Genomic DNA, 17,038 nt, shown 5'->3' with positions numbered 1-17,038 from the left:
TCAGAGGATATTGAGAGAATGTACCCCGCGAAGTAGATCTCTTCGGAATCGCGAACTAAGATTCTTCAAATCCCGATCGCTTCATTGTAGTGGCTAGTGGCGATCGCGAAAATTATTTTTCTTTTTCCAAAGAATTTAATTCATATCACCAAATGTTTTGAAGATAAACAGAAGATATATAAAAAAAGATTAGACAAAGATTACATATTTTGGTTGATTTAGCTAGTAAATATTACTTATTATAGGTTCCAAATGAGGAAAAAGTAGTATCGACTGTTATAAATTATGCCAGAAATTAAAGAAAAGATAGAGCAGAAGATCTTTGACTTAGAGCAAGAAGAAACAGAGTTAGAGATCGAAAAGCTTTCATTACAACATCACAGCGTTAAATTACAGGCAATTGGTTTATTAACAATTTTTTTGATAGCAGGTTCTTTGATAATTCAGGCGTTTGCTATTCTAGAGCGGAATACACTTAATAGAGAAAAAAATGCCCTAAACTTAATTTCGGAATATAGTGAAGTTTTTACTCAAGAGAAAAACAATAGCATTAGTCAAATAATTTCTTTTGATGAAGAAAAAAATGATGATAATAACTCATGCTTAAAATTTATTGGACAACAATCTAATCCAATATCTCAAGATGTGATCAATGATTCTTGTCCTCCTGAAATAGATGTCATCAAGACAGAAAGCAATATATTAAGCACTCTAAATTTTCTGGAAATCATGGCACTTAGCTACAAAAATAATATTGCCGATAGAAAAATGATTGAAGATTATTTTAAGAGCCCAGCAATCAGCCAGATCACTAAATTAGAAACATTTATCCAAGAAGTAGATCAAAACAGTGGCAATAAAAACTGGAAAAATATAGAAGATTTAGTAGAAAAGTGGAAAAAATAAACAAAATTTACTAGTTCTGAATAGGGGTTTAGGGATTTGGGGATTTGGGAAAAAGCCTATTACTTCCTTGTTTAACTTGGGAAATTTAATCAAAAAAAAATTCGTCGAACTGACGTGGCACATTAATTTTCCTGAAATCTCACTATAGCCCTTCTCGAATTAGTGAGATACATAAGGATATGCTTTAGGGAATAGGGAATCGGGAATCGGGAATCGGGAATCGGGAACGGCAAACTGTATCTTATGAATATGAGAAACGCTATACATTATTGTTGATTATATCCTTATTGGAGATTGCGGAAACTTACGGATCAAAGCAGGCAGAACAGGACAAGGTTTCTTTTGTTGTAGTTTTGTGGGTTTATCGCCGCGAAACACACTCCAACGAAATGGACCATTATTTGCAGCCCCAATCCATAATAACCGTTTGGCCCTGGTCATCGCAACATATAACAAACGATATTCTTCAGCTTTTTTGAGCTTTTCTGCTTTTTCCCAAGCCTTAATAGGAAGAGGAATTTCAGTAATTTTGCCATCTTCCAAGATTTCACTATGCACCAAAGTTCTAATCTGCGCCCGAGCGACTTCGGCCAGGGTAAAATGACCCAAAAATCTCGCCGCCACAGGAGTCCATAATTGACCTGGCAAGACATCCTCATGGAGAAAAGGCAGGAATACATAATCCCAATCTAATCCTTTCGCCTTATGCATGGTGATAATGGTTATTTGACCATGGCGGGTGTAACGATCGCCTGTCTCATCTTCCACTCCTGCAAAGTTCTCCGAACTAGTAATCTCTTCTAAAGCTTCAATGGCACTTTTTAGCGAACTATTGCGGACGATTTGCAAATTCACTTTATCCGATAATTTCTGCACCGTGGCTAGTTCAGACCCTGTATATTTTAAAGTCATACCCAAAAAGGGAATCAATTGATAATGGGGTAGTTCTATGCGGGCGCGCAACAGATTGCAACAGTAACGGCGGGCTGCGATGACAGGTTCTTTTTGTTCTGGGTTGAGGGGTGTGGGATAGAGAAATTGTTCGGGATAGGTCGCTAGGGCATTGAGATCTTGGGCCGGGATGAGACTTCTTCGTTCCAAGACTTCTAGAGCTGATTTGAGATTGTCTGGGGAATGGGGGCGATCGAGAAATTGTAATAATTTGAGGATTTCTTCGGGAATTTGGGAGTTGCGATCGCTTTCTCCTACTTCATATAGTCTGATTTGATGCTCTTTGGGTAAATGGGCGAGTTGTTCAGCGACAAATTTTGCTTGACGATGTTCGCGCACCAGAATCGCGGCATTATGTTCGGGATTAGCTTTAAATAATGCGATCGCTCTTTTGCCGATCAGTTCTACGGTGTGATAAATATCATCGGGAATATATATTTCTAGACCTTGCCCTTCCGGTTGGGGATTGGCATCGGGTTGGGGATCATTGGGATCTACTAGAATAATTTCCTGTTTCCTAAAAGGTTGCTCAATTACTTCTGAATCCTTTACAGACGTTTCAAGAAATTTTCCTACTTTTGACTCTTGACTTTTGACTCTTGACTTTTCACTGTTAACTGATAACTGATCACTGTTAACTAAATTGACCCAATCCAAGACAAAATTTGCGGCATCGATAATGATTTTGCTGCTGCGCCCCGCCTGATTCATGGTGGTGAGATTGCCTTGGCCTTCACAATCGTCACAAAACCAGTTGAAGTAAATCGGATCGGCTGGAGTAAAAGTGGAGTTGATTGCTTGGTTGGGATCACCTACTCGCACTAAATTAGGCTCATTATGGGTATCTTGACTATTTCCTGCGAGAATGGAAATTAATTTCTCTTGCAAAGGACTAGAATCTTGGGCTTCATCTTCAAATACACCAAAGACTTGATTTTGCCAGAGAGATCGCATTGATTTGTTTGCTAAAACCCGCAGTGCCGCGAGAATCATATCGTCATAGTCGATAAAATCACGCGATCGCATAAACTCTTGATACTGCTGATATAATCCCGCCGCGATCGCCAAAATCTGATAATGATCCCTAGCTTGCTGACTCAACTCAAGTAATTCATCAGGAAGCAAACCCGAACTTTTGGCCTCTCTAACCGCAATATGAGCTAAACTAGGCAAGATTTCGGTTCTTAAAACCGACTGACGGCGCAATTTTTCCGTTTCTTCGCCATCAAATTGTAATCCTTCTAATAAGATATTGTAGCGATCGCTATTTTGGGAAATCCATTTATCCACCGCTGATCTGATCACACGATGTCTGGGAGTGGGAGTAACAATGGTCATCTGGTCAAGATTTAATCCAGACAACTCCTTATGAGAGTTGGCAATTTGGAGTGCTAAACCATGAAGCGTCTGAACCACAAAGCCCCCAGGAGGCAACATCAAATCTTTCAGGCGATCGCGGATTTTGCTTTTGATATTAGCTGCTGCGGAGCGAGTATAGGTGACAATGACTAATTGTTTGCGACTGTGTAACTGATTACGGGCGATCGCGATCGCAGCGGCGACGGAGAGACTATGGGATTTTCCTGCCCCAGGTACCGCAGAAACTGCTATTTGACCACCTTGCCAGTCGGCCAAACTTTCTTGTCCTTTTCTTAAGCCCCTACGTAGAGTTTCGATTTGGGCTTCGAGCCATTCATTTTGTTCGACAGGAATATTTTTCGGGTTTTTATTAGTCTCAAAGTTTTGATCTAATGACATATTCAGATTAGTGAGTTAACTTTAACCTCCATTGGTACCTTCTTTGCTCCCCCTTCGCTGCATAGTAAGGGCCAACAGTCAATATATGATTATTGTACAAATCGGCAGTTAGTAGGGTCAGCGCTATTGTGACTGTCAAACTATAAATTTGTTAAGCACTCGTAAAAGTTGATTGACATAGTATTATTATTAAACCTATAATCGTATAAACCTAAGTAATATGGCACAAATTAAAAAACTCCTTACTCAAATCAAAAATAACCCCCAAGATGTGCGGTTTGTTGATTTAGTAAAGGTTTGTGATCATTACTTTGGCGAAGCTAGACAGAAAGGGACAAGCCACCATGTTTATCAAACCCCATGGCAAGGAGATCCCAGAGTTAATATTCAGACAAAAAAAGGTAAGGCTAAGACCTATCAAGTTAAACAAGTAATTGCTGCTATAGAGAAGCTGGAGGCGCAGAAAAATGGTTAATTACGAACACTATGCTTACAGAGTTATTTGGTCAGAAGAGGATCAAGAGTTTGTCGGACTATGCGCAGAATTTCCTAGCCTCTCTTACTTAGATGATACGCATTTAAAAACACTTGAAGGTATTATCAATTTAGTCAAAGATATTGTTACTGATATGGAAGCCAATGGGGAGAAAATACCTGTACCTATCTCAGAGAAAAAGTATAGTGGTACATTTCAAGTTCGAATTCCTCCAGAACGTCACCGTATGTTGGCTATCAAATCAGCTGAACAGAATATCAGTTTAAACCGTCTCGTTAGTGATAAATTGGCTTGTTGATTTCTTTGATGTTTCTATTCTTGGGGCGCAAAATATAAAAAATTGGGAACCGAAAACAGTATTATTTAACTTTCTCAGTTAGTCTTAATTATAATTTTTTGAACATAAACTAACACTAATTACTTTAAAGCGACCACCTTTAATCCTTTGCAGGAAAAGCGATCGCTATTTAGAGAATTAAAATATTTTTTAAGCTGAAGGAGCTCCCAAAAAATCTTCTAATCGCCAATAATATCGGATTGGGTAAGTTCGTCGGACATTTCAATAATGGCGCGAATGGGAGGCTTCATAACTGGATCGTCAAAACCATCTGTATCCTCATAACGACGACGTTTGGCCCTGTTTGCTACTTGAACCGTAATTCGATAACGATTGGATGCAGCATTCATTAGTTCGTCAGCACGAAACATAATTTGTGAAGAGTCAAAAGCACTTTTTCTATGCATATACTAATAATTTTCTCCAAAAAGATCTGAACAACAACCCCAGAAGAGCTACCGAAACAAAATAGCAATCGCTACTTAACATCTTCCATTTTAACAGTAATTGGTAATCTCTTCGGCCAAACCTTGAAAATTTGAGATTTCTTCTGGATGATTACTGACATTTTGCATAGCATAATTAGACAAGATTTTCTCTCAATCTTCTTAATAAATTAGGTATTCTTCATCTAAAAAGATCAAAAAATAAGATAGAAAAAAATCTATGACAATTGGCTCCGCTAAAAAACGGAGCTGGTTCATTATTGGAAAACCCAATTAACCAAGGTTCGAACAGGAAAACCAGTACCTCCTGAATTATTAATCCCACTGGGTTTATCAGACCAAACAGGACCCGCAATGTCCAAATGAGCCCAAGGAGTTTCCTTGATAAATTGCTTTAAAAATAAAGCAGCGGTAATTGAGCCTCCTGGACGGGGGCCAGTATTTTTCATATCGGCAATTTGCGATTTTAAACCTTCAAAATATTTATCTTCTAAAGGCATTTGCCAGAATTTTTCCCCAGCATTTTCCGCTGCGGCTTTAAGTTCTGCGGCCAGAGCCTCGTCAGTACTCCATAAACCAGAAATATCATTCCCCAAAGCGACAACGCAAGCCCCAGTGAGAGTTGCCAAATCAACGATCGCATCAACTTCTAGAGTTTCAGTATAAACTAAGGCATCGGCTAGGGTTAATCTGCCCTCGGCGTCGGTATTATTAACTTCAATAGTTTTGCCATTAGAGGCTTTGAGGATATCTCCAGGATGCATGGCCTTGCCACTAATCATATTCTCGGTCGCTGCACAGATGAAATGAACTTCCACATCGGGTTTGAGCTGCGCGATCGCCTTGGCTGCACCGAGAGTTGCGGCACCACCGCCCATATCCATTTTCATGGTTTCAATGCCGCTACCACCAACTTTCAGATTTAAGCCACCACAGTCAAAAGTCAAACTTTTGCCAACAATAGCGAGCTTCCGTTTAGCAGTTCCTTCGGGTTTATAGATCATATGGATAAATTTGGGCGGAATATCCGAGGCTTGACCCACTCCTAAATAGGCACCCATCCCTTGCTCAAAGTTTTCACAATCAGCTTGTTCGAGGATTGTCAGTTCTAAACCATATTCAGAGGCCAGCTCTTGAGCGGTTGCTGCCATAGAAATCGGTGTCACCTCATTAGCGGGAGCATTAACTAATTCCCGAGCCAAGATTACTCCTGACACCATAATTTCTCCCTTGCTAATTGCGGCATCCTGACCCGCTAGCCCCAATAATTCAATACTTTCGAGTTTGGGTGCTTTATCTTCTGGTTCTGATTTAAAACGATTGTCTTGATGTAGAGCGAGTTGAATTCCTTCGGTGAGAGCTTGGGCAATCTCATTAGCAGCTCCTTCAAGAGGTAGGCTAACGCCTAAGCTGGAATCTTGCTTAGCCGCCCGTGCGATCGCGGCACCAGCACGGCGATAGCTATCTAGTTTAAGGTCTTCTTGTTTGCCTAAGCCCACAAGGATCAATTTACGAATGCCATTTTGACTACCAACCCGAGCAATAGCAGTAGTTCCTGATTTGCCTTTAAATTCTTCATCAGTAATTAATTCTTGGACAATACCTGACAATTTCTCGTTCAGAGCAGCTAAATCTCCTGTTAATTCCGTTGCATCTTCAAAAAAACCAACAGCGAGACTATTGCCCGTCCAATTGAGTAATGATGTATCTTTAGCTGTGATTTGCATTCTAATCCCTTGATTAATTTCTCAATTACTGTAAAGCGAAGCCTAGTCAATTAACAATTATTAACCAAATTGGTTAAGGTTCGTTGTCCAAAGGATTTTCCCTACCTCAAAAATGCTAGAGTAAATTGAGAGCCCAACCGCCGTAAAGTCACAACTATACTAAATTTTAAGATGAAGAAAACTGTCGCTGATATCATGACCACCAACCCCATTGTGGTCAAACCAAATACGCCTCTGCAAGAAGCGATTAGCATCTTGGCAGAAAATAAGTTCAGTGGGCTACCAGTGGTTGATGATGCGGGAAAATTAGTCGGCGTTATCTCCGAATCAGATCTGATGTGGCAAGAATCGGGAATTGAATCACCCCCCTACATTATGTTTCTTGATAGCATTATTTACCTGAAAAATCCTGCTCGCTACAACCAAGAAATTCATAAGGCTTTAGGTCAAACTGTCGGCGAGGTCATGAGCGATCGCCCTATAACTGTCGAAGCTGAGCAATCAGTTCCCGATGCAGCCCGCATTATGCATGATAAAAAAGTGCGACGCTTACCTGTGGTTGATGAGGAAGCAAAGATTATCGGCATTGTCACTCAAGGTGATGTCATAAAAATGATGGCAACCTCGTAAGGGATGAGGGATGAGGGATGAGGGATGAGGGATGAGGGATAAGGAAATATCTTTACTTTTGCAACGAGAACTATAGTGTTGCTTCTGTTTATAAGATACTGTTCCCTGTTCCCTGTTCCCCGTTCCCTATCTTGGTGTGCATTCCCTAAAGCGGAGCCCCTTATGTCTTTCACTAATTAAAGAAAGATTATACTAGGGGATAATTTTTGAGTAAGCAATTAGGGTTTCCTGGGCGGTTTTTTCCCAGGAAAAGTTTGTAGCTCTTTGTCGTCCTTTCACAATCAAATCCTGTTGTAACTGGCTATTACTAATAACTTGTAAAATTGCCTCGGCTAACTCCATCGGCTCATCAGGATTAATTAGTAAACCCGCATCGCCAATAACTTCAGGTAAAGAAGAACTGCTAGAAGCAATGACAGGAGTTCCCAAATTCATTGCTTCTAGTACAGGTAGTCCAAAACCTTCATAGTGGGAAGGGTAAACAAAGACCTCCGCCAGTGTATAGAACAAAGCCACCAAGTCATCTGATAAATAATCAAGATGATGAATGTTCTGTTGGTATGGAGATTCTGCGATCGCCTGAAAAATGGGTTCATATCGCCATCCTTTTTTACCAATTAGAACTAGATCATGATCTATTTTATGCTTTCCTTTAAGATAATTAAAAGCAGTAATCAAAGCATTAATATTTTTTCGAGGCTCAATAGTGCTGACAAATAGCAGATAAGGACGGCTAAAATCATAGGAACAGGATTGCTTGAGTTGCTCTTGTTGTTCTAGGCTTAAATAATCAGGAGAATAACGACTAGCCAAAGGCGTTACATGGATTTTCTCTGGGCTAATTTGCAAATAATTAATCGCATCTTCTTTGGTACTTTCAGAAATCGTAATCACTAAATCTGTCCATTGCAAACATTGCTGAACTCTTGGAGCATAAGTAGCAACTACTTGATCAACATATTCTGGATATCTGAGAAAAGTTAAATCGTAAAGCGTAATTACTTTCAGGCTTTTTTGATAGGGAAAAACACTAAAGTTTGTGCCATGAATAATATCAGGATAGTTAGTGTATTTTTCCAATAACAGAGGGAAGGCTTGGGGAAGATTCTGTAATAGAAAATTAGTAACCCTGACGGGAAAAGGTAAAAGATAGGATTCTGAATATTTTTGTAGAGATTCGGGAAATGCTAAATTTCTGCGTAACCAATTCTTGAAACTAGGTTGATAAACGATTCCTAATTCAAAGTTTTGCGATCGCTGTAGTTGCCAGAGACAATCGATTAAATTCGCAACATAAAGACCAACCCCACTAGGTTGAGGAGTTATAGGAGTCGCATCAACAACAATTCTACGCATATAGCAATGCTCAACTCAATTTAAGGAATAAAATCTTAGCTTTTTATTATGGACAATTCTGAATAATAAAACTAGGATATTGGCGCGTATTTTTCCTTAATGCCATAATCTTTTTGTAATACTTAGCAATGATTAATAATCCCTTTGTTCTCTATAGTATGATTGCCTCACTGCTTTTTTGTATTTGGTTGGGACTATTTCTGCTCGATTCAACTACACCCAAAACCGACAAAATATCTTGGTTAGTTCTGTTGATTGCACCCTTGTTCTGGCCCATAGTTCTACCATTAGCTATCTGGGAACTAATACATAAAAGCAAAGTTAGTTATCAGTTCCATCTAATTGAGCCAAATGCTTTCCCCATTAAGTAAAATCTTTTATCAATCTGTTGCTCATTAATTGTCCAGAGCTACTTTCAACGCTGAATTACTGGATTTTGCAAGATAAATCCCAGCCAGAATTAAAACAAAAGCAAGGCCATTAACTAAATTGAGATTTTCAGCCAGAATCATCCAAGCAAATACCGCAGTGAGGATTGGCTCCAATAATAAAAAAACTGCCAGGAATGTCGAAGAAAACCGTTTCATACTATAAACTAGCAATCCCTGCCCAATCACCTGGCAGACGATCGCGAGAGCAATTAGGATCAACCAACCCTGATAGGAACTGGGGAATAGAGATTCTTTGGTCGATAAAACAAAAGGAAATAACAACAGAGCCCCAAAGGCACAGCGCCATAGCAGGATTGTGACAGTGTTTAGACTAGTCCGCAATTTTTCGAGAAATAATAAATAAATCGCATATAAAAAAGCCGAGAATAATGCGATCGCATCGCCCATCAAATGACTTTGCCCTAGATTAAAATCACCCCAACCAATAGCTAAAGCTCCGACGATAGCTAGTCCCATGCCAAAAATAAATTTGCTATCGAAGCGATGATTTAAAAGCAGCCAACCGCAAATGCTAGTAAACAAGGGCGTCAAATTGCGTAAAACTGTAGAATTAGCAACACTAGTTTGACTTAAAGACCAGGCCCAACAAACAATCGATGCCGTAGAAATCGCCGCAACCAAAATTAATAAGCCCTTTTGTTGATAAGTATTGGGCGTCTTGGCCACAGCCTCGGGGGTATTTTCTGGCTGTTTGAGACTATTGACTCCTTCCCAAACCCAGAAGACAATTGTTGCCATCCAAAGACGATGTAAAACCGTGGCATTAGAGCCAATTTCCGCTTCGCTAAGTTTGATTAAGATTGCGGTAAACGATAACGCAATTAGTGACACTAAAATCGCGATCGCCCAAAACATATCCGTATTAAAACGTAGGTCAGAAAAAGAAAATTGTTTTTGTTCAAACATTAATTTTAAGTACGAACATTAATTTTAAAGACAAACCAGCTCTTATTATCCTATTAAGGATAACCACAAATGGTCAAAATTTGGTTACAACAATTCACTATTTCGTACTTTTCTAATGGTTTGGGGTAGTACTCCAACCAACAAAGCAAAAGCCTCATCGGGCAAATTTTCTACAGTCTCAACATCAAACCAATTTTCAAACTGATTAAGTATGACCTGGGCCCTTTCGATCGCGACCGGATTATCGGTAATTTGTTTGGTCAACTTTACCCATTGTCGTCGCATTTTATATGCTCTACGGCGTTCTTCCGAATTTTGGGGTTCGATTAAGGATAAATTGCCGACAAAAAGTACATCGATCGCATTCAGATCAAACTGACCTCCAACAATAGCGCCTGGGCCAATAAATTCTGCATGGTATTTTTTATAGACAATCAGGCCATTTTTACGGCGAGGATTGACGATAAATAATTTTTGAGCTTTGACTTGGGCTAAAATATCTTCAGACAGAGAGTTCATTATCGTTTCAGGAGATAGCGCGAGCCATCAAAGGTTTTTTCCCATATTATGTCCGAAGATCATAGAAATTGAAAATTGAAAATTGACGAGCGACCCTGATGAGCTTCACTAATCTAAGGAACGCGCAAGTTTAAAATTAACAACCGAATAAATGTTCAATGGTCAATGTTTACTGGGTAAAAGCAAATGCCTTCTGGGGCTGTTTTTTTGTGTTTGTCGAATAATAAGCATAACGATTAAATTCTGTAGCGTTAACCCCATTCACTACCATTCCCAAAATTTTATCTTGGATTGAGTCTAAAACTTCCTGAGCTAGTTCCGCACTTTCATGTTCAATAACCCCTGGACGACTAACGAAAAGAATCCCATCTACCAATTTATTTAAAGTCAAAATATCTGCCGTTACGGGAAGAGGTGGCGCATCAATTAACACCAAATCATATCCTTTCCGACTTTCGGCAATAAGTTCATTCATAGCAGAAGAATCCAGAATGGCTAAAGGATTGGAAACAACTTCTCCCGAGGCTAAAAGTTTCAAGTTCAACATTGGTTGAGTAACAGCATCAGCAAGCTCTGCTTCCCCTTGAATCACTTCTTTGATCCCCTGATGACTATTGCGATTCCACAAAAGATGTTGTGATGGTCGGCGTAAATCACCATCAACAAGCAATACTCGACTTCCTAATTGGGAAATTGCCGCAGCCAAATTAGCGGTAACCGTAGATTTGCCTTCTCCTGGCACAGAGCTAGTTACCAAGATGACCTTGGGCAACACCTGAGAACTTCTCGCTGTCAAATTAGTGCGAATCATGCGATAAATTTCGCTGGTGTAAGAATCGGGGGACTGTTCTACAACAACTCTCCGCTTTGAGCGAGCATCGTCATCAATCGGGATAATTCCTAAGATTGTATGGGGTAGTTTTTTTCTAATTTCACCAATCGTTTTCAAACTGCGATCTCTAGTTTCGAGCAACAGCACTGCGGCATTAGAGAAGAACAATCCGCCCATCACTCCCAATGCCAAGAGTTTCATCTTACTAGAGGTGCCTTTTATGGGAACTAGTGCCGGTTCAACAATTTCTACATTGCTAGTTTCTTGCAATAATTCCAATTCTACTTGTTCGAGACTATCGAGCAGATTTTTATAATTGGCATCGGCAATTTTCAATTCTAATAATAATTCTTGTTCTTTACTGTCTAATTTAGGAATTGCTTGGGCTCTTTTAGAAGCAATTTGTTGCGCCTGGGCCAGAGCTAAATTTTGTCTTCGAAGACTTAATTCCTGAATTTTCAGTTCGATAAATTTTTCTAGTTGACCGGGAGCATATTGATTATTTTTAATTAAGCCTGGTGATACTTGCTGCCCGATGGTTTGACTCATCAAGCTTTGTAATTGACGATTGAGAGCAGCTTTTTTTCCTTGCAGACTGACTATATTGGGATGATCTTCTTTAAATCGGCGTCTTTCCTGAATCAATTGATTCTCAGTGCGAGTCATCTCATCAATAATGCTCTTAACAACAGGTGTACTTCCCAATTGATCAGCGGCGATCGCCTGTTCCAAGCTGAGACCGATTTTGGCCTGAAGAGCATCGGTCTGGGCTTTAGTCCCACGATATTGCGAACCAATAAACGCGATCTGCCGATTTAAATTGGCGGTCTCTTCAATGACAGTTTGTTTTTCTTGCTGCAAGTCAACAATTTTATTATCTGCTCTAAATTTTGCTAATGCTGATTCTGCCGATTCAACCTTGGCTTTAAGAGTCGGTATTTGTTGATTAATAAATTTCTTCGCAACTGCTGGGTCTGATTGATTGCCTCGAATTTGGGCTTCCACATAGACATTCATCAAACTATTAACGATATCAGCGGCAAATTTGGGATTAGGATCTTTGTAGAGAATCTGAATCAAATCTGTACCAGGAAGCAACTTGACTTTTAATTGGGGTCTTAAGCCATTGGGGTCGATGAATTCACCGTTCTCATTCTTGAGGTCTAAATTCTCTACAGTTTGTTGTAATACCGCCGAGGTGAAAATTTGCTCTCTTTGGTTATGCAAGGGGGACTGTTGACCCAAACTATAGTTCAAGGTTTCTAGGGCGCTAGAATTTTTGGCCACCCCAGTCAAAGAAGCTAAGGAGCTAGACTTGAAGAGTAATTTGCCTTCTGCTTCGTATTTAGTTGATAATTTGGTACTGAGTAATCCTGCTGCCCCAACAGTTAGCAAAAAGAGCGCAGATGCTATTTTCCAACGTCTTTTTAGTTTAAGAAGATATTCCCCTATATCAAGGTCAATCGAGTCTCTAGAATTAATTGAAGCATTAGCTTCGCCTTCAGTTTGAGAGGAATATGCAGAATTATTATTAGGTATTTTAAACATAGTTATGACAGCAATTTAGAATAAATATTTGTAGAATCGATTTTTTAAATAGTGATTTCAGTATATTCTCATAACATCATAGATAATTTGCTGATTCTATTAAAGCAAACTCCCTAAAATTACTGTAATCTTTAGAATCAAACCCCAGTTTCGTGAAGTTGGAATAAAGATAATTACTTAGAACAGTAATCTGCAATTTCAGTCTGGATGCAGTTTTATTTGCTACAGAAATCCCAATCCCGATAATATTAGTATTGAAATAGTAATTTTTCGATATTCACCATTTAGTAGTACCCCACAATAATTCTCTTGAATTTGTCCATTGCCTATCTATTAGTTTTTCATGGTAGTCGTTATGCAGCTTCTGCAATCGCAGCTTCCCATTGTGCTAAGTTGTTAACGGCAAGATTAGCAAATCCTCTGGTAACTACTGCGTCTTTGGAATTCGCGGCTTGTCCTTTACATCAAAGTATCATCGATTTTGCCCAAGTCGCGATCGCCGATGGCTATCGAACAATACGGATTCTCCCTTTGTTTCTGTCCCAGGGTGTTCATGTCAGAAAAGATATTCCCACCGAAATTGACCAAGCTCGCCAAAAGCTGGGAACAACTATCGACCTCGAATTGGCTCCTTATTTGGGAGGTCATCCCGAGATGGCATCTTTACTAGCTCAACAATCTGTTTCAATATCTTCCCCCACTGCCCAAAGAATTTTGCTAGCTCATGGTAGTCGTTTGCCAGGAGGCAACCAGCCCTATGAGAGTCTTGCGAGACAACTGAAGGCAATTAATGCTTATTGGTCTGTGCCCCCCGATTTGGCAAAAACAGTCAGTCATTTAGTCAGTGAAAATACTAATACTATTGAAATTATTCTATACTTTTTATTTCCTGGTAGGATCACTCAAGCGATCGCAAACCAGGTGAAGCAACTGCAAACAGAATTTCCCCAAGTAGAATTGATGCTCACTCAACCCCTAGCCGCTACACCTGAGATTATTGAACATTTGGCATTAAACATTTAATAGTTTTACCCATTACCCATTACTTATTACTCAATTTATGGACAAAGCATTAGGAAAAGTCTATTTAGTCGGCGCAGGCCCTGGAGATCCTGGATTGATGACTGTTAAGGGCAAAACTTTATTAGAACATGCGGATGTGGTTGTTTATGATGCCCTGGTTAGTCCAGAAATTTTACGTAGCATTAATCCCCTCGCGGAACAAATTAATGCGGGTAAACGCAAAGGTCGGCATTCCAAATTACAAGAGGAAACCACTCAAATATTAATCTCTAAGGCTCAAGATAATGCGGTGGTAGTCAGACTAAAAGGCGGAGATCCTTTTGTTTTTGGTCGTGGTGGCGAGGAAATGGCAGATTTAATTGCCGCAGGAGTGGATGTGGAAGTGGTTCCTGGGATCACTTCGGGAATTGCGGCTCCTGCTTATGCGGGGATTCCTGTGACTCACCGCAACTACAGCTCTTCGGTGACCTTTGTCACAGGACATGAAACTGTCGGAAAATATCGCCCTGATGTGAATTGGCAAGCGATCGCCCAAGGTTCGGAGACGATTGTAATTTATATGGGCGTGGCAAACCTGCCCCAAATTATTCCGCAACTGTTGGCCGCAGGTTTAGATGGCGAAACACCGATCGCCTTAATTCGTTGGGGCACTCGACCCGACCAGTCAGAATTAATCGGAACCTTGAGCACTATTGTGGAAACTATAGCTCAAACTGATTTTGCCGCTCCGGCGATCGCGATCGTTGGCAAAGTGGTCAATCTTCACAATTCTTTACATTTGGGTTGCCCGATCCCTTTATCAATCAGCAATTAAGAGAAAAACCTCATCAATATCGATCCATTTCGCAAAATTGGGGCTATGGGATGGCATGATATTTTATGACCACTTAAGAAAATTAATCTTATTTCATTCAATGGTAGCGTTTAGGGCTAGGTGGATGAAAAATAAGTTTAATGAGCCCACTGCATTTTGTCGGCTCTTTTCGTAATTAAAAATTTTTGGGGAGAACAATGTTGAAGCGATTATTATTAACTGCTGTAGCCATTTTATTGTTTGCTTTTCAATTTAACGTTAGCACAGCTAATGCTTTAGAGCTTAATGAAAGCACTCGTACTGTTAAGATAAATAGACAAGGTGATGAAGTTGTTCTTTCGTTAGAACAAGTTCAAAGAGGAGAAAATCTGTTTATTGACAAATGTACTTACTGCCATAAAAGCGGTTTAACAAAAACTAATCCTAACGTGGGATTGGGCATAGTAGACCTTGCTGGGGCACTTCCTGCAAAAGATAATATTGCGGGGATTGTTGAATATCTCAAAAATCCTACAACCTATGATGGCGAGGTAAAACTTTACCAGTTACATCCTAATACAACTCGTTCCGACATCTTTTCTCAGATGCGCAATCTTACAGATCAAGATCTCGAAAATATTGCTGGCTATATTTTGATTCAGCCTGAACTTCGTGGAGAAAGTTGGGGTGGCGGAAAAGTTTATTTGTAAATTTTGATTTCCATCTTAAATTCAAAAATTCTGGGGGATTTGGTCTTTAACTAGGACTAAGTTCCTTTTTATTTGGGGAATCGGGAATTGGGAACAACGTGAGTTTGATGAGGACAAAATTTACTAGTTTTGAATTAAGGACTTGGGGTTTTAGGGGTTTAGGGATTTGGGGATTTGGGGATTTAGGGAAAATTCTATTACTTCGTTGTTCAACTTGGGAAATTTAAGCACAAGGAAAATTCGTCGAACTCCTAGGAAACAAATTGTTTCTCTCGGACATAACGAATTCTTTTCGTTGGATGTTGACGTGGAACAAGTTCTCTTGGATTAATGAGAGCAATGATTTCTTGTTCTTGTTGCGAAATAACCAGATAAGGATTGTCGTCACTAAAAGGGATTTCTAAAGGCTCTGGAGTTTTGCGATCGCACTGCTGGGAATTGAATGACATCGGGGCAAAGTCGGAAACTATGACAGCATTAAAAGTTCCATTGTCTAGTTCTACTGTCCATCTAAGAGGTGAGGTGCGCTCTAATTGTATATGCAATTAGTAGAAAGCTGTCAATTTTGTTTTTCAGATTTGTACGTATAAAATGAAGACATTAGGACTTTTCATTCGTACAACAACCAAAGATGGGAAATCAAGATAATTATCAAAAAGGAAAACATCCTAACTCTCTAGCCAACTTAACTAGCCATGAGGGTAGACCTCAACAGTACAAAAGTAAGAAGGAAAGAAGAAGCGTTTCTGTAACGCCTGAAGGCTGGGAAGGAATTGGTAAGTTAGCAGAGCAGTATGGTTGTTCTAGTAAATCAGAATTGTTAGAGAAATTAGGTAGAGGTATTATTAAGCTGCAAGTTTCTGCTTAATGATGCTCAAGTATTTAAATCATTTTTCTTAGTTCTAAGCTTTAACTGAAACTTATCCCAAAGTTTGATCTCAAATTCTGTTTCTTGGTTTGCTTGGTTGAAAAATGCGATCGCAATTATTGCTAAACCCGAAATAGACAAAGCTATCATCAGATAATAAAAGATTTGCTCAGACATGAGTTTTATTGCTCCTTAAAATGAGGAAAAAGTTTATTGTGAATAACGAAAAATTTAATCTCTCTTGTTTCTGCTGGGTAAAAACAAATCTTCGATAGCTACTTGGATGTAGATACTTTTTAGTAGCACTAAGATATTCCACAACATGATTAAGCGAATTGTTGTGGCTGATTTATGCTTAGTTTGAAGTTGTTCATATAAAACAGATAACTCACCAACGCATTCTTCGGGAAGAAGACACATAGCTGTCATGCTCCAAGTTATGCCTTGATTTCGCTGTCTGGCTAGAAGTACAAGAGAAATCATTAATCCAGTGAATGATAGGATTGCCAGAATCGAGAATTGGATTAACTTTGCTTGTTTCTGTTCGTCAGTGAAAAGTACTTGGCTTTCTATCAAATTAGAATGTTGCGATAGTTCTATCTCAAATGTCTGTTTGAACTGCTCGTGTAATAATTGTGATACTTGATCTGTTTTTATTTCTGGGGTTTCTCCGTTTTCAAGTAAGAATAAATAGAGTTTTACTCTTACTATCTGTTTAGAAAAATCCTGCACAAAATCCTGCTCTAAATCCCGCTCTAAAACCCGCACAAAATCCCGCTC

The 17,038-nt window shown here is 39.4% G+C and carries 19 protein-coding genes; 9 read left to right on the top strand and 10 right to left on the bottom strand.

From position 1 onward, the window contains the following. Window positions 1-285 precede the first annotated feature (285 nt). Window positions 286-906 carry a DUF4760 domain-containing protein gene (locus XEN7305_RS12325; RefSeq protein ID WP_006509763.1) on the top strand — a complete coding sequence of 207 codons (621 nt, stop codon included), beginning with the start codon at window positions 286-288 and terminating at the stop codon, window positions 904-906. Window positions 907-1,182: 276 nt separating this feature from the next. On the opposite strand, the gene XEN7305_RS12320 is transcribed toward XEN7305_RS12325, so the two are convergent. Then, window positions 1,183-3,615, bottom strand: coding sequence for an ATP-dependent helicase (locus tag XEN7305_RS12320; RefSeq protein ID WP_006509762.1), 2,433 nt, complete (start codon window positions 3,613-3,615; stop codon window positions 1,183-1,185). Window positions 3,616-3,835: 220 nt separating this feature from the next. On the opposite strand from XEN7305_RS12320, the gene XEN7305_RS12315 reads away from it, so the two are divergent. Both XEN7305_RS12315 and XEN7305_RS12310 read left to right on the top strand, forming a co-directional pair. Then, window positions 3,836-4,090, top strand: coding sequence for a hypothetical protein (locus XEN7305_RS12315; protein WP_006509761.1), 255 nt, complete (start codon window positions 3,836-3,838; stop codon window positions 4,088-4,090). Continuing rightward, on the top strand, window positions 4,083-4,409 hold the full coding sequence (locus XEN7305_RS12310) for a type II toxin-antitoxin system HicB family antitoxin (RefSeq protein ID WP_006509760.1): 327 nt from the start codon (window positions 4,083-4,085) through the stop codon (window positions 4,407-4,409). Before XEN7305_RS12315 ends, XEN7305_RS12310 begins: the two co-directional genes overlap by 8 nt. Window positions 4,410-4,627: 218 nt before the next feature. Here XEN7305_RS12310 and XEN7305_RS12305 read toward each other — a convergent pair whose 3' ends face one another. Continuing rightward, window positions 4,628-4,855: a DNA-directed RNA polymerase subunit omega gene (locus XEN7305_RS12305; protein WP_006509759.1), complete on the bottom strand. Its 228-nt coding sequence runs from the start codon at window positions 4,853-4,855 to the stop codon at window positions 4,628-4,630. Between the two features lie 296 nt (window positions 4,856-5,151). Next, window positions 5,152-6,621, bottom strand: a complete 1,470-nt coding sequence (locus XEN7305_RS12300) for a leucyl aminopeptidase (protein WP_006509758.1) — start codon at window positions 6,619-6,621, stop codon at window positions 5,152-5,154. Window positions 6,622-6,792: 171 nt separating this feature from the next. Here XEN7305_RS12300 and XEN7305_RS12295 point away from each other — a divergent pair, with 171 nt between their 5' ends. Then, window positions 6,793-7,251 (top strand): CBS domain-containing protein, encoded by a 459-nt coding sequence (locus XEN7305_RS12295; protein ID WP_006509757.1) that lies wholly within the window; start codon window positions 6,793-6,795, stop codon window positions 7,249-7,251. A gap of 192 nt (window positions 7,252-7,443) precedes the next feature. On the opposite strand, the gene XEN7305_RS12290 is transcribed toward XEN7305_RS12295, so the two are convergent. After that, window positions 7,444-8,607, bottom strand: a complete 1,164-nt coding sequence (locus XEN7305_RS12290) for a glycosyltransferase family 1 protein (RefSeq protein ID WP_006509756.1) — start codon at window positions 8,605-8,607, stop codon at window positions 7,444-7,446. A 128-nt stretch (window positions 8,608-8,735) separates the two neighbouring features. On the opposite strand from XEN7305_RS12290, the gene XEN7305_RS12285 reads away from it, so the two are divergent. Continuing rightward, window positions 8,736-8,978, top strand: coding sequence for a hypothetical protein (locus tag XEN7305_RS12285; protein ID WP_006509755.1), 243 nt, complete (start codon window positions 8,736-8,738; stop codon window positions 8,976-8,978). A 24-nt stretch (window positions 8,979-9,002) separates the two neighbouring features. Here XEN7305_RS12285 and XEN7305_RS12280 read toward each other — a convergent pair whose 3' ends face one another. The 3 genes from XEN7305_RS12280 to XEN7305_RS12270 all read right to left on the bottom strand — a co-directional run bounded on the left by XEN7305_RS12280 (window position 9,003) and on the right by XEN7305_RS12270 (window position 12,864). Further along, window positions 9,003-9,965, bottom strand: a complete 963-nt coding sequence (locus XEN7305_RS12280; protein WP_006509754.1) for a DMT family transporter — start codon at window positions 9,963-9,965, stop codon at window positions 9,003-9,005. Between the two features lie 84 nt (window positions 9,966-10,049). Beyond that, complete coding sequence (locus tag XEN7305_RS12275) at window positions 10,050-10,484, bottom strand: hypothetical protein (protein ID WP_006509753.1); 435 nt, start codon at window positions 10,482-10,484, stop codon at window positions 10,050-10,052. A gap of 169 nt (window positions 10,485-10,653) precedes the next feature. Beyond that, complete coding sequence (locus tag XEN7305_RS12270) at window positions 10,654-12,864, bottom strand: polysaccharide biosynthesis tyrosine autokinase (protein ID WP_006509752.1); 2,211 nt, start codon at window positions 12,862-12,864, stop codon at window positions 10,654-10,656. Window positions 12,865-13,173: 309 nt separating this feature from the next. Between XEN7305_RS12270 and XEN7305_RS12265 the strand changes: the two genes are divergently transcribed. The 3 genes from XEN7305_RS12265 (at window position 13,174) to psbV (ending at window position 15,390) form a co-directional block, all read left to right on the top strand. Continuing rightward, on the top strand, window positions 13,174-13,887 hold the full coding sequence (locus tag XEN7305_RS12265) for a sirohydrochlorin chelatase (protein WP_006509751.1): 714 nt from the start codon (window positions 13,174-13,176) through the stop codon (window positions 13,885-13,887). Window positions 13,888-13,924: 37 nt separating this feature from the next. Further along, window positions 13,925-14,701, top strand: a complete 777-nt coding sequence (cobA, locus tag XEN7305_RS12260; protein WP_006509750.1) for a uroporphyrinogen-III C-methyltransferase — start codon at window positions 13,925-13,927, stop codon at window positions 14,699-14,701. Between the two features lie 197 nt (window positions 14,702-14,898). Beyond that, entirely contained in the window at window positions 14,899-15,390 is a 492-nt protein-coding gene (gene psbV / locus XEN7305_RS12255; RefSeq protein ID WP_006509749.1) for a photosystem II cytochrome c-550, read from the top strand. Window positions 15,391-15,641: 251 nt separating this feature from the next. Here psbV and XEN7305_RS12250 read toward each other — a convergent pair whose 3' ends face one another. Continuing rightward, the gene (locus tag XEN7305_RS12250) at window positions 15,642-15,935 is read right to left on the bottom strand and encodes a hypothetical protein (RefSeq protein ID WP_006509748.1); all 294 of its coding nucleotides are present in this window, start codon (window positions 15,933-15,935) and stop codon (window positions 15,642-15,644) included. 86 nt (window positions 15,936-16,021) lie between these two features. Between XEN7305_RS12250 and XEN7305_RS12245 the strand changes: the two genes are divergently transcribed. Then, window positions 16,022-16,258: a hypothetical protein gene (locus tag XEN7305_RS12245; protein WP_006509747.1), complete on the top strand. Its 237-nt coding sequence runs from the start codon at window positions 16,022-16,024 to the stop codon at window positions 16,256-16,258. A gap of 6 nt (window positions 16,259-16,264) precedes the next feature. Here the strand turns inward: XEN7305_RS12245 and XEN7305_RS29020 are convergent, their stop codons facing one another. Both XEN7305_RS29020 and XEN7305_RS29015 read right to left on the bottom strand, forming a co-directional pair. Further along, complete coding sequence (locus tag XEN7305_RS29020) at window positions 16,265-16,435, bottom strand: hypothetical protein (protein ID WP_006509746.1); 171 nt, start codon at window positions 16,433-16,435, stop codon at window positions 16,265-16,267. Between the two features lie 54 nt (window positions 16,436-16,489). Further along, a partial coding sequence (locus XEN7305_RS29015; protein WP_006509745.1) for a hypothetical protein occupies window positions 16,490-17,038 on the bottom strand: 549 nt, incomplete at its 5' end.

The organism is Xenococcus sp. PCC 7305 (assembly GCF_000332055.1).
Taxonomy (GTDB): domain Bacteria; phylum Cyanobacteriota; class Cyanobacteriia; order Cyanobacteriales; family Xenococcaceae; genus Xenococcus.
Note: the sequence above shows the minus strand (reverse complement) of the source record. Positions and strands in the feature narration are given on the sequence as shown.

Bases quoted from the DNA above. Each gene is read 5' to 3' on its own strand.
- XEN7305_RS12325 (WP_006509763.1), top strand. From the start codon at position 286: ATGCCAGAAATTAAAGAAAAGATAGAGCAGAAGATCTTTGACTTAGAG.
- XEN7305_RS12320 (WP_006509762.1), bottom strand. From the start codon at position 3,615: ATGTCATTAGATCAAAACTTTGAGACTAATAAAAACCCGAAAAATATT.
- XEN7305_RS12315 (WP_006509761.1), top strand. From the start codon at position 3,836: ATGGCACAAATTAAAAAACTCCTTACTCAAATCAAAAATAACCCCCAA.
- XEN7305_RS12310 (WP_006509760.1), top strand. From the start codon at position 4,083: ATGGTTAATTACGAACACTATGCTTACAGAGTTATTTGGTCAGAAGAG.
- XEN7305_RS12305 (WP_006509759.1), bottom strand. From the start codon at position 4,855: ATGCATAGAAAAAGTGCTTTTGACTCTTCACAAATTATGTTTCGTGCT.
- XEN7305_RS12300 (WP_006509758.1), bottom strand. From the start codon at position 6,621: ATGCAAATCACAGCTAAAGATACATCATTACTCAATTGGACGGGCAAT.
- XEN7305_RS12295 (WP_006509757.1), top strand. From the start codon at position 6,793: ATGAAGAAAACTGTCGCTGATATCATGACCACCAACCCCATTGTGGTC.
- XEN7305_RS12290 (WP_006509756.1), bottom strand. From the start codon at position 8,607: ATGCGTAGAATTGTTGTTGATGCGACTCCTATAACTCCTCAACCTAGT.
- XEN7305_RS12285 (WP_006509755.1), top strand. From the start codon at position 8,736: ATGATTAATAATCCCTTTGTTCTCTATAGTATGATTGCCTCACTGCTT.
- XEN7305_RS12280 (WP_006509754.1), bottom strand. From the start codon at position 9,965: ATGTTTGAACAAAAACAATTTTCTTTTTCTGACCTACGTTTTAATACG.
- XEN7305_RS12275 (WP_006509753.1), bottom strand. From the start codon at position 10,484: ATGAACTCTCTGTCTGAAGATATTTTAGCCCAAGTCAAAGCTCAAAAA.
- XEN7305_RS12270 (WP_006509752.1), bottom strand. From the start codon at position 12,864: ATGTTTAAAATACCTAATAATAATTCTGCATATTCCTCTCAAACTGAA.
- cobA (WP_006509750.1), top strand. From the start codon at position 13,925: ATGGACAAAGCATTAGGAAAAGTCTATTTAGTCGGCGCAGGCCCTGGA.
- psbV (WP_006509749.1), top strand. From the start codon at position 14,899: ATGTTGAAGCGATTATTATTAACTGCTGTAGCCATTTTATTGTTTGCT.
- XEN7305_RS12245 (WP_006509747.1), top strand. From the start codon at position 16,022: ATGGGAAATCAAGATAATTATCAAAAAGGAAAACATCCTAACTCTCTA.
- XEN7305_RS29020 (WP_006509746.1), bottom strand. From the start codon at position 16,435: ATGTCTGAGCAAATCTTTTATTATCTGATGATAGCTTTGTCTATTTCG.